Source organism: Microcoleus sp. bin48.metabat.b7b8b9.023, from assembly GCF_013299185.1.
Lineage (GTDB): Bacteria > Cyanobacteriota > Cyanobacteriia > Cyanobacteriales > Microcoleaceae > Microcoleus.
The window spans coordinates 1-12147 of record NZ_JAAFKG010000016.1 but is presented as its reverse complement, the minus strand read 5'-3'; the positions used below and the strand labels follow the sequence as shown (position 1 = coordinate 12147).

At 48.0% G+C, this 12147-nt stretch carries 9 protein-coding genes and 1 pseudogene; 3 read left to right on the top strand and 7 right to left on the bottom strand.

Annotated elements, in window-relative coordinates; translation table 11 throughout:
• Window positions 1-368 precede the first annotated feature (368 nt).
• From QZW82_RS11640 to QZW82_RS11620, 6 genes and pseudogenes are all read right to left on the bottom strand, one after another.
• The gene (locus tag QZW82_RS11640) at window positions 369-2018 is read right to left on the bottom strand and encodes a nitrate ABC transporter ATP-binding protein (protein WP_293148174.1); all 1650 of its coding nucleotides are present in this window, start codon (window positions 2016-2018) and stop codon (window positions 369-371) included.
• Window positions 2019-2123: 105 nt separating this feature from the next.
• Window positions 2124-4154, bottom strand: coding sequence for a nitrate ABC transporter ATP-binding protein (locus QZW82_RS11635; RefSeq protein WP_293148172.1), 2031 nt, complete (start codon window positions 4152-4154; stop codon window positions 2124-2126).
• A gap of 364 nt (window positions 4155-4518) precedes the next feature.
• Window positions 4519-5388 (bottom strand): nitrate ABC transporter permease, encoded by an 870-nt coding sequence (gene ntrB / locus QZW82_RS11630; RefSeq protein ID WP_293148170.1) that lies wholly within the window; start codon window positions 5386-5388, stop codon window positions 4519-4521.
• A 181-nt stretch (window positions 5389-5569) separates the two neighbouring features.
• The gene (locus tag QZW82_RS11625; RefSeq protein WP_293148168.1) at window positions 5570-6898 is read right to left on the bottom strand and encodes a CmpA/NrtA family ABC transporter substrate-binding protein; all 1329 of its coding nucleotides are present in this window, start codon (window positions 6896-6898) and stop codon (window positions 5570-5572) included.
• 180 nt (window positions 6899-7078) lie between these two features.
• Window positions 7079-7351: a 2Fe-2S iron-sulfur cluster binding domain-containing protein gene (locus tag QZW82_RS32235; RefSeq protein ID WP_363318769.1), complete on the bottom strand. Its 273-nt coding sequence runs from the start codon at window positions 7349-7351 to the stop codon at window positions 7079-7081.
• 75 nt (window positions 7352-7426) lie between these two features.
• Window positions 7427-8953, bottom strand: a pseudogene (locus QZW82_RS11620) (ferredoxin--nitrite reductase); the annotation flags it as partial.
• Between the two features lie 607 nt (window positions 8954-9560).
• Here QZW82_RS11620 and QZW82_RS11615 point away from each other — a divergent pair.
• On the top strand, window positions 9561-9776 hold the full coding sequence (locus QZW82_RS11615; RefSeq protein ID WP_293148369.1) for a hypothetical protein: 216 nt from the start codon (window positions 9561-9563) through the stop codon (window positions 9774-9776).
• A 445-nt stretch (window positions 9777-10221) separates the two neighbouring features.
• On the top strand, window positions 10222-10659 hold the full coding sequence (locus QZW82_RS11610) for a secondary thiamine-phosphate synthase enzyme YjbQ (RefSeq protein ID WP_293148164.1): 438 nt from the start codon (window positions 10222-10224) through the stop codon (window positions 10657-10659).
• Here the strand turns inward: QZW82_RS11610 and QZW82_RS11605 are convergent.
• Entirely contained in the window at window positions 10641-10850 is a 210-nt protein-coding gene (locus QZW82_RS11605; protein WP_293148162.1) for a hypothetical protein, read from the bottom strand. The two genes, QZW82_RS11610 and QZW82_RS11605, sit on opposite strands and share 19 nt — an antisense overlap.
• A gap of 242 nt (window positions 10851-11092) precedes the next feature.
• Between QZW82_RS11605 and QZW82_RS11600 the strand changes: the two genes are divergently transcribed.
• Window positions 11093-12001, top strand: a complete 909-nt coding sequence (locus QZW82_RS11600) for a PEP-CTERM sorting domain-containing protein (RefSeq protein ID WP_293148160.1) — start codon at window positions 11093-11095, stop codon at window positions 11999-12001.
• Window positions 12002-12147: the final 146 nt, after the last annotated feature.

Here is a 12147-nt window from a genome sequence, read left to right as displayed (position 1 = left end):
AGGGGCGGTGCCCCCGTGCGGGCCCTCTTCGGAAGGAAGAGGATTGGAGTAATAAATAGTCTGATTTTAATTTCTCCCGCTATGGCGGGCGGGCTTTCAACCAATTCTTTCGGGTAATACTTTTGAGTTATGGCAGTTCGATTTGCCATATTCGCGGATGGTTGGGGCAATCGGCAATCGAAAAAAGGGTAATCGGGAAAAAGGTAATTGGAAATCAGAAAAAAGTTGGCGATTTAAAAGCTTAGAAGCCCATTACCAATTACGCATTACCAATTACCGATCGCCAATTACCCTAAGCGTGCCTCATCTATCTGAGAAAGGCTATAGTTGTTCGTACCAATCTCAGATTGAGTGCGGGAATATGTTGCCTATTTCGCGGTTTTAACTTCTAATACGCCACCGCCGCCGCTGGTGGGGCTAAAAGTTACTTGGAAATCAGCAGTTTTTTGAGCGCCTGCTGCGGCACCGGCGGTCGCTTGTAAAACGGGCAGAGGAGTTTCTTTGAGGAAATCTTTAGCTGCTTTATTTGTTGGCTCGAACTGTACGATATCTCCGTTTTGTTTCACTTTGACTCGATAGGTCAAACTTTGGGTAAATGTCGGAGTTGTCTTCCAATTTTCGTCAATTCGTGCATACAACTGATTTCCGATCGCATCAAGTTCAGCTTTGTCCGAAATTCCTGAACCTGCACTGCTTGCTGCCTTGGTGGGTGAGGTTGCAGGACTGGCAATGGATGCAGGACTTGCAGCAGCACTCGGTGCAGGACTGGCAATGGATGCAGGACTTGCAGCAGCACTTGGTGCAGGGCTGGCTGCAATCGGTGCAGGGCTGGCTGCGATCGGTGCAGGGCTGGGGGGAGAACTGACAACCGCCGCCGCAGTTGGTGCCGGTGTAGTTTCTGCTAGCTTAGCTTGCTTGAGTTGGCTGGAAACAGCAGATGTATTGACAGCAGCTAAAGTTGCCATTGTTACCAACCACGAGACTGCCAGGACGGCACCTTTGATTGGCGAGGCTTCTACGGGTTGTGCAGCGTGAGGCACAAAGGATACCGGTGGCATGGGCTTGTCAGCAGTAGCCCCAGGCTTTTTGCTAGCGGGTAATGGCAGGACGACGGGTGCCATTTCTGAGTCCGTTGTGTCCTCTTCGTGGTGGGCGTAGCGAGAGAACAGGAATTCTAAAGCAAAGTTGCGGAGTTCGTAATATTTCGGATCTTCCATAATCCGCGTGCGGTTGCGGGGACGGCTGAAGGGAATGTGCACATCTTCGCCTATTGATGCAGCAGGGCCGTTGGTCATCATCACGATGCGATCGGCTAAAAACAAAGCTTCATCAATATCGTGAGTAATCATGACGATCGTAATTTTGTACTCGCGCCAGATTTTCAGCAATTCTTCCTGCAACTCTTCCCTGGTAATCGGATCTAGTGCTCCGAAGGGTTCGTCCAAAATCAGCAGTTTGGGACGAGTTGCCAGGGCTCGGGCGATCGCCACCCGCTGTTTCATACCGCCCGACAACTGGCCTGGTCTTTTGTTGCAAGCTTCTGTCAGCCCCACTAATTCCAGGTTATCTTTGACGATCTTATCGTGTTCCTCTGCGGACTTATCCCCGTAAACAGTTTCAACACCGAGGTGGATGTTTTCAGTAGCAGTCAGCCACGGTAGCAGCGAGTAGTTTTGAAACACCACCATGCGATCGGGGCCCGGTTCAGTAATCCGCGCACCTTCGAGAGCAACTTCTCCGCTTGTCGGCCCGTTAAATCCCGCAATCATGTTCAGCAAAGTTGATTTGCCACAGCCAGAGTGACCGATCAAACAAATAAATTCGCCTTCATTAATCGTCAGGTTCACACCGTCGAGAATCACGAAAGGTTTTTCTGGTTCTTTCAGGTTTGGGTAGACTTTTGATACATCTTTAATAGTCAAAAAGCCTGATTTCTTACTCTGAATCTTCGTTGCCGGGGGCGCTTTGATAGTTTGCATATTTTCAGGATTTGGTTGGGGGTTTGCGGGATTAGACATGAGAATTTAGGATTAAGGGTTAGTAAGAGAGGTAATTAGGAAGCGGGAAATGTGGAGTCTTGTTTCCTGATTCCTTACTCTTCACTCCCTCTTCCTATTTGGTGATTATGCTGGCTGTCTGATGGAACACTGACTGCCTATTTGTTCAATTAAGATTTCTTCAATCCGAAGATCGCGCTTGATTTTGACGTTCTGAAGATAGTCGATCGGGTCGTCTAGATTAAAGACAGTGCCGTCAAATAGTTCGATCGTCCGGCGAGCTCTAGCAATATCCGGCAAACCCAACTCGCGCACTGCTTGACCGAACACATCGGGCCGCAAAACTCGATCGACCACTTCCACCCAGTTTTTCGGGAACGGAATCAATCCCCAGCGGGCCATCTGCGCCATCACCCACAACATTTCTAGGCGGTCTGGACAATTGGTTTTGTCAACATAGAACTGGTTGAAATTGTAGAGCATTTCGGGTTGTGCCTCCGTACCGGAGTTGTACGGGTCGATGAACCCCGGACGGATGTCTTTTGGATCGGCACCGATGTATTGTTCTTGGCAAATCAATTCTAGGATTTCTTCGCGGTTGCGGCGATCGTCGCAGTATTCGCAGGCTTCCAAAAGCGCTTTGACGAGGGCGACGTGGGTTTTAGGATATTTCTGTGCCCAATCTTCGCTAACGCCGAGAACTTTTTCGATGTGTCCGGGCAGAATATCGAGGGAACGGGCGATGGCAAAACCCGTACCGTCGTTGACTGCTTTGGAGTTCCAGGGATCGCCGGCACAATAGCCCTGGATGTTGCCTGCTTTTAAATTCGATACCATCTGCGGGGGCGGAATCATGGTCAAGGCCACATCCCGATCGGGGTCAATGCCACCGGCAGCCAGCCAGTAGCGGAACAGCAGATTGTGCATGGAGGCGGAGTGTACCATGGCCAAGGTTTGTACCTTGTCGGGGGTCTTGGCGATCGCAGCTTTGAAATCCTTTAATGTCCGAATGCCTTCGTCGTAAAGGTGTTTCCCGAAAATAATCGAGTTGCCGTTGCGGGACAGGGTTAAGGCGCTGTTGACGGGAACAGGGGCTTCGCCGTCCATACCTAACAGCATGGCGATCGGCATTCCTGCGACCATTTGCGCGGCGTCCAGTCGTCCTTGGCCGATACCTTTAGCAATTTCTTTCCAGCTAGGTTCGCGCACGAGGGTGACTTCTTCTAAGCCGTGGGCTTTGAAGAATCCTTTCTCTTTGGCTACGACTAAGGGCGCGCAGTCGGTGAGGGGAATAAAGCCGATGTCGAGGTTGACTTTTTCCAGGCCGTTGCGGGCGATCACCACGGATGGGGCTTGTTGTTTGGCCCGGCGCTGTTTCACCCGTTTTTGCTGGTTGAGGAAGTAAACCATTTCGTTTCGCAGCGCGTAGTAACTCGGATGGTTGACCACTTCCATGCGCTTGCGGGGCCGAGGAATGTCCACTTCGAGGATTTGTCCGATTTGCGCTTCCGGGCCGTTGGTGAGCATTACAATGCGATCGCTCAGCAACAAAGCCTCATCTACGTCGTGAGTTACCATCACGCTGGTGACTTTGCTTTCTTCGCAAATGTTCATCAATTGGTCTTGCAAACCGCCGCGAGTTAAAGCATCGAGGGCGCCGAAGGGTTCGTCTAGCAGCAGCAATTTCGGGCGGATAGCGAGGGCACGGGCGATCGCAACTCTTTGTTTCATCCCCCCAGAAATTTCGCCGGGACGTTTGTTGGCTGCCGCCCCCAGTCCCACCAATTTAATATGGTATTCGATTACCAACTCCCGGTCTGCTTGAGAGTTACCGCTGTAAATTTCATCGACTGCTAGGGCAATATTTTCGCGAACAGTCAGCCAAGGTAGCAGCGAGTAATTTTGAAATACCACCATTCTATCCGGGCCTGGATCGCGGACTTCCCGCCCTTCTAAAGTAATCCCGCCCTGACTTGCTGTGTCCAGTCCGGCGATGATATTTAATAGTGTAGATTTACCACAACCAGAGTGTCCGATTAAGGTGATAAATTCTCCCTTTTTGATTTTAAGTTCGATATTTTTGAGAGCGATGTATTGCTCGCCATTTGGCAAGTTAAATACGCGATCTACGTGGTCTACTTCAATAAGAACTGACATGATTTTTCCGGTTAATTTGTATTTTGTAGATGCTGATTATTTTAATTGGCCAAACAGGGCATTGGGCATTGGCCATTGGGAAAATATTTTGTTGATCCGGGTGTCCCAGACAACTAAGTTTTCATTACCCATTGGTGTCAACTTAATACTAAAACTCTCTGTATCTCTCGTTTGTAGCCGAGTCTCGATCCCCCTAAATCCCCCTTAAGAAGGGGGACTTTGAGTGGTTCTGGTTCCCCCCTTTTTAAGGGGGGCTAGGGGGGATCGAGAGAATTGTGACTCAGACAGAAGACCAATACTACGTTTGACCTGGTGGTTGACACTAATGCCCGATGCCCCATTCCCTATTCCCCATTCCCCAATTCTATTTTTGTTCTTCAGGAACAACTTTAGAAGCGACGAAACCAACGAGTCTGTCTAAAATCAAACCGACGATTCCTACATAAAGCACTGCCAGAATCACGGCGCTGAGTCGAGAACTGTTATAAGCGTCCCAGATGAAGAAGCCGATGCCGACACCGCCGACTAACATTTCCGCAGCCACAATCGCCAGCCAAGACAAACCGATACCAATTCTCAACCCTGTGAAGATATAAGGAACCGAAGACGGTAGCAAGATTTTCCAGAAGTATTTTTGGTTGGGGAGGCGCAAGACTCGGGCGACGTTTCTGTAATCTTGAGGTATTTGTTGAACGCCTACTGTGGTGTTAATCAGAATCGGCCAGATTGCTGTAATCAAGATTACGAAAAGTGCAGAAACTTCGTTAGCTTTCATCCCCAAGCCTTCAAAGGGATTGAACTGTTGAAATACTGCCAGGGCGATCGGTAGCCAAGCCAGGGGCGGGATTGTTCTAAATACTTGAAATAGCGGGTCTAAAGCATCGAACATTAAAGAGTTTGTACCGATTAATATCCCTAAACCAATGCCGAGAACTGCTGCTAGAGTAAAGCCGATCGCCACCCGCTGCAAGCTAGCAGCCAGTTGCCAGAATAAACCTTTGTCAGTACCACCGTTATCGAAGAACGGATTGATAATCAAATTCCAGCTTTCTTGGACGGCTTTAATCGGGCCGGGCAAGGTGGATGTGGGGTCGTGGCAGAGGATTTGCCAAACTACCAGCAGAACTGTAATCGCAACTAGCGGGCGGATTATTTTTTTGCGGTTTTTTTGAACCAGATCCAGCACAAAATTTGCTGGATTTTTACTTTTAGAAACAGAGAGGTTTGTTGCCATTTGTCTATTTTCAGTACAGTGAATAATCGATTATTTGTAGATACTTTGAATTCAGAACCCTATCGGCTGTGGTGGGTTGAGTTGCGAAACCCAACGCCACTAACTTTTATGATTTGTCAACTGTCAACTAAGAGGGCGGGCACGGGGACACCACCCCTACCAACTGTCAACTGTTCACTAATTAGGCTTTCTTGATAGCCAGACTCTTCAGATATTCTTCAGGTTTTTCCGGATCGAACTTCACGCCGTCAAAAAATGTTTCGACACCACGAGAAGTGGTTGCAGGAATTTGGGCTGCAGGAACGCCAAGTGCCGTCGCTGCTGCTTTCCAAATATCCTCGCGGTTAACTTTATCAACCGTGGCTTTGATGTCGGTAGTTGCCGGCATATAACCCCAGCGAATATTTTCGGCGATGAACCAAGCATCGTGACTCTTGTAGGGATAGGAAGCATTGTCAGCCCAGAATTTCATTGCTACTAAACTAGCTGCTTCAACGCGGCCAGTACCATAGTCAATTTGTCCTTTCATGCGACCTGCAATATCTGCAAGTGGTACTTTCAACCACTTATCTTGAGAGATGATTTGGCACATCTCATCTTTATTTTCTGGCTTATCGCACCACTGCTGGGCTTCCAGTACGGCCATTGTAATTGCTTTAGTAGCTTTAGGATTTTTCTCAACCCAATCTGCTCTTAAAGTTAAGGCTTTTTCTGGGTGATCTTTCCAGAGCTCTCCCGTTACTAAGGCGGTGTATCCAACTTTTTGAGTAACTAGCTGGGCATTCCAAGGTTCGCCGACGCAAAATGCTTCCATGCTGCCGGATTTCATGTTAGCTACCATTTGAGGTGGCGGTACGGGAATAACAGAAACTTCTGTATTCGGGTCGATGCCACCGGCTGCTAACCAATAGCGCATCCACAAATCGTGGGTGCCGCCGGGAAAGGTAACAGCAATTTTTTGATTGGCGAGGGCTGCTTTGAGTGGTTTGCTGTCTGTACCTACTTTTAAATCTAGGTATTTTTTGCTTACGGAGATGGCTTGACCGTTGGTATTTAACCGGGCAACAATGTTCATCGGCACTGGTTGATTGCCTTTGGTAATTGTGCCTAAGGTCATCTGGTAAGGCATCGGGGACAAGATGTGAGCTCCGTCAATGCCACCTTTGTCGGAACCGAGTTCTAGGTTGTCGCGAGTAACTGGCCAAGATGCTTGTTTGAGGATTTGTACGTCTTTCATGCCGTACTTCGCAAATAACCCTTTTTCTTGGGCGATGATTATGGGTGCGGAGTCGGTGAGGGCAATGAATCCGAGTTTGGCGGTGGTAACTTCGGGGGCGTCGGCGGGGTTGATGTTGACTGCTGGGGCGGCGGTGGGTGAGGCGCCACCGGCTGCGGGGGTAGGGCTACCGCTAGTAGTGCTGGAACCGGAACTGCAACCGTGGGCGAGGAGGGTGCCTGCTGCTGTTGCTCCGGCGGTGATGATGAATTTTCTTCTAGAAAGGTTGCTCATTTGTCTTGAATTGTTGGTGTACTTTGAGATACTCGAAATGTGAGATGCCTGATGTGAGATTGGTTTACGACCTTCGCAATGACATAATTTCGATCGCAAGGAGAGAATATCATTCGCAATGACATAATTCTGTTCGCAATGAGATAATTCTTTGGGTCTCTCGAATCTCACATTATGATATTAGGCGTCGATCGACACTTTGCCGATCGCCCGCGCGCTGCAAGCTAAGATGAACCCTGGTTCTAAGTCGGAGGCTGCGTCAGGTTGGCTGTCGTAGACGGTTTTACCTTCTAAGAGTTGCTGCTTGCAAGTGCCGCAGGTTCCCGATCGGCAACTGCTTTCGAGGTCGATTCCGGCGCGTTCGGCAACGTCGAGAATGAATTCGTCTTCGCTGCAAGCCACTTCTTTGCCCGATCGAGCGAAAATGACAGTAGATGTCTGAGGTTTCGCCATCAGAACTGTTTCGTCTCTCTCAACCGTCAGTTGCAGTTGCCGGTTCAGGGAAGCGACATCCCCGAAAGCTGGATTGGGAACAGCCCCAAACTTATCAATTAACAGTTGATGCAGCACCGGTTTCAGGTCTTCGCAAGGAATGCTTTTTTGGACGCAAGTACCCAAATGAGCGTCTTTGCCAACTGTTCCTCCCATGTAGATGTCCACACCTTCGAGGGTTTTGCCGTTCTTGCGAACTTTTGTACCCATCAAGCCGATGTCGGCTACCTGGGGTTGAGCGCAGGAATTGGGGCAACCAGTCCAGTGAATTCTGACCGGTTTGGGAACGGAGAGTTCGGCTTCCAGTTCCCGAATCATTGCCACGGATCGGGCTTTGGTTTCGATGAGGGCGAAGTTGCAAAACTTTGAGCCGGTGCAGGAAACCAAGGCGCGCGTTAGGGGTGCGGGGTCGATCGAGAAACGCTGTAACAACGGTTCTTTGACTAGGGATTCCAGCCGCGAGTCGGGAACGTTGGGAACAATTACGTTTTCTTCGACGGTGAGCCTGAGTTCGCCGCTGCCGTAAACCTCAGCGATTCTGGCCAAATCGTACAAATCTGCTGCTTGCAGCCGTCCGACGGGAACGTGCAACCCTACATAGTTGAGCCCTGATTGTTTTTGCGCGTAGATGCCGATGTGGTCGCGTTTGTCCCAGATGATTTCATCTTTGGGCGAGGCGGGGGGCAAAGTGCGGCCTACTTGTTGTTCGACGGCGGCGCGGAATTGTTCGATGCCGAGTTCGTCAATCAGCCACATCAACCGCGATTTTTGGCGGTTTGCTCTCGGGCCTCGATCGCGAAACACAGTTAAAATTGCTCTGCACAAATCTACAACGTCGCTGGGACTAGCCCAGACGTTGAGGGGAATTGCAGCTTCGCAGCGTTTGGCGGAGAAGAAGCCGCCGACTAAAACGTTAAAGCCGATGTTGCCGTCAGAGTAAGCGGGTACGAAGGCGATGTCGTTGATTTCGGCGTGGACTGAGTTATCGCGGCAGCCTGCGATCGCAATATTAAACTTTCTCGGCAGATTGGAAAACTCTGGGTTGCCTTCGCCGCTGTTGGTAATCATGTCTTGGACTTGGTTCGCCAATTCCCACGTATCTATCAGTTCGCCGGCATCCAAACCCGCGACTGGGGAACCCGTAATGTTACGTACATTGTCCATTCCAGACTGAATGCTGGTCATCCCCGCTTCCTTGAGACGGCGGAAGATATCGGGCACATCTTCGATCCGAATTCCGCGCAGTTGTAGGTTTTGTCTGGTGGTGATGTCAGCGCTGCCGTCGGAGCCGTAGCGTTGTAATATGTCTCCTAACGTTCTAGTTTGATTGCTGGTAATGACGCCGTTGGGCAAGCGCAGGCGCATCATGAATTTGCCCGGAGTTACTGGCCGAAAGAATATGCCGAGCCATTTGAGGCGGTGCTCGCGATCGATTTCGTCCATTGCTTCCCAGCCGATTTGGGCGAAGTGGTCTAGTTCGGCTTTGACTGCTAAGCCATCTTTTTCGGCTTTGAGTTTTTCAAACTTGTTCAAGCTGGCTTTGGGTTCTACTGTTTGGGTCATCGATTTACCCTCGCTGCTGGTTTATTCCCTGAGATATTGACTTGGAGCATAAAATGTGTTTCCTGCTAACCTTAATGAGCTTGTGGATTTAAAACTGTATATTTAGTTACTCGATCTAATTTCTTTTAAGCATGGTTGGTCTTGTGTATGCCTGAGCTTGATTAGGCGCTGTCTCGAATTCAGCCAAACTATATATGGTTATAGTTGTTACCGATGGCTCGATCGCTGTATTCCGATGCACCTTTGTTATGAACTAATGTAAAGCGCGCGACAGTAAATATTCGTAGCTATTTTTACAAAATGTTTACTTTTATGAACTTTTTGCATCACCGCAATGCGTTTTATACATGGGAAATGGGTAAAGACACCCGCAGATCCCAAAAAGCTTTATAAATCTTTAGATTTTGGAGGAGAGTGGAGGCAATGGGTAGTTCTCAGATAATATTGTGACGGCGATCGCTGATTTAAGATGCCACTCGTCACAAAATAAGCTCCGTGGCGATCGCACAGTTAGCCTCAAAACATCACGTTCTCTGCTATGCCAGCGTCACTCTTAATTTTTGGAGAACGAGAGATGATACTTGTATCGAATGAGAGGGAACGTTTCATGTTTTTGGTTCAACTTATCCCCGGCGCTATTTCCGAAATACTTGCCTCTGTTACCGATACGGGCAGTTTGACTGTAGCCGATCGCTACGGTTTGATGGCCGCTGTTTTAGATGACTCTCTCCCCGAGGAAGACATACATTCGATCAACCGCCTGCTGCGCTCTGTGCTCAAGGGAAAAGTCAAAATTGTCAACGAGCTCTCGGCGATAGGTTAAGAGTCGGGAAAAACTCGATCGATTTATGCAGCGCTTCAAGTGCAGAAACTACCGCCCGAGTTAGAATTAACCCGCGATGCCTGCTGTAATATGTTGCAGGAATTTGCTTGACTGTTGTTAAAACGTGCGTAGGCGAGAGCGATCGCCTCTGGATCTCAGTCGATTTTAGATTTTAGATTTACTTTGCACTGACGCGCGAGTGGTGAGAAACCGGGTTTTTTACGAAAATCCTTGGTTCTAACCCCGAGATTAGGCAAAAAACCCGGTTTCTTTGGTATTGATGCGTAAGTCCTCCTTTCAATGTTTCCCAACACTTCATGGGTAGCAAGGGTTGAGAGAAATGATAGAATTTTGGGCGATCGGCATTTGAGGACTTTGAGGACTGAAGTCCTCACTACAAACGTAATTATAATTATTGAACCGGGCGGAAGATAAGAGATAAGTTATGCAAATAATCAATCAAACAATCGAAATCCTCACAGAATCAGGCATCAGCATTTACAACATCACGCCCCAAATAGTCCAGCTTCTGGACGCAAGTGCAGTAAAAAATGGACAAGTCCTTGTATTTTCCCGACACACCACGACAGCTTTAGCAATCAATGAAAACGAAGAAAGATTGCTAGCCGATATTAAAGTATACCTGCAAAAATTAGCGCCCCCAGACGACAAATACCTGCACAACGACTTGCATTTAAGAATAGTTCCGCCCGACGAACCGATCAACGCGCATTCTCACCTGATGGCCATGACACTCAGTACCAGCGAAGTCATTCCAGTTGTTGAAGGTAAATTAGCACTGGGGACTTGGCAATCAGTTTTATTTTTCGACTTAGACGGGCCGCGAAACAGAAGTGTAAGTATTCAAATTATAGGCGAATAAGTTGTTGTGTATTGTTGTTTATTTAAATTGCTGCATATTGCGATCGCCGATCGCAAATCTTCAAACCCTCTCCCCATCGCACCCTCTGCCATCTCCCCCTCGCACACCACAGACAATCTAGATACAGTACAGCAAAGAATTGGTTGAAAGCCCCAAGCCTTTGAGGGAGAAATTAAAATCAGATTATTCATTACTCCAATCCTTGGACTTAAGGGTAGAGGTTGCTTTCAAACTGTCAACTGTCAACTGTCAACTGTCAACTGTTGAAGGTATTGGTTGGTTTTTTGGACAAATCCCAGTGATATTACGTAATTGCCAACAAAATCTTTACCAAAACTTTAATAAAATATACTGAAATGTGTGATTTACTAAAAATCAAAATAGTCGATCGACAAAATTGATACTTTAACACACGTTCATCAGAGAGTTTTTTATGAATTCCATTACAAAAAACAGCTTTCGCTGGACTTACTCGGTGGCTGTCTTCCTTGCATTTATTGGATTACAGCAACCAAAGGCTACAGCAGCAACCCTATCTAACGGCTGGAATTATGCGATCGACTCCTTCAACGACGGCGTGACAGGAAATCAAATCGGTGGTGGCGAGTTTGAATTTTACGGCATCGCCGTCAAAGAAACATCAGATAGAGCTTTTATCGCCATCAACTCCAATCTGAGTTTAGCAGGATATGCTGACACCGAGGCTCAAAGAGGGAACATTAACTACGGCGATTTATTCTTCAATTTTTCAGGTCAAAACTTCAATACAGCTAACGCAAATGGCAGCTTGTTTGCAGTGCGCTTTGCCGCCGGCAATGACTCAGGCGTCGCGACAACAGGCGTTTACAGCAATGTTACAGCGAAAAGCGTCACCCAAATTAATTCTGGATTTACCAATTTAACTCAATACAACGATCGCGTTCGATCGGCTGGTGGAACGCCGTCTACGGGAGATTTAGCTGCGAATGACCCCTATTTTCAACAAACAGGAAACTGGACAGTTCTCAACTCAATTGATTCGGGTACAAAAGTAGGAGAAATCTCTGCTTTAACTTCAGCAACTTTGAGCGCCATGGGTTTGGATTTCTCGCAGTTTAATGCAGTAGGTTCTCAAACCATCGGATTCAGTTTCAATAAATCTGCCATGCCTTCTGGCAGTTATATTGCTAACTTGTTTGCTGAGTGCGCTAATGATGCGATCGCGATTAAAGGTAATTTTGAAACACCATCTGCTGAAGCAGTACCGGAACCTGGTACGGTATTGGGTACTTTGGCAGGATTTGGGATTCTAGGTATGGGCGCGGCCAAACGCAAAATTAAGGGCAAAATTAGCTGCAATTAAACCTTAGCAACGGATTGGAACCCACATTCCGCACCCCCAACTGGCACATAGGGGGATTGAGGGGGGAAAAGTGAATCATCCGAGACAAAAATGAGTAGAAATACTCAATTATCTCGGTGACTCAACATCACCCAGTAGTCCATTCT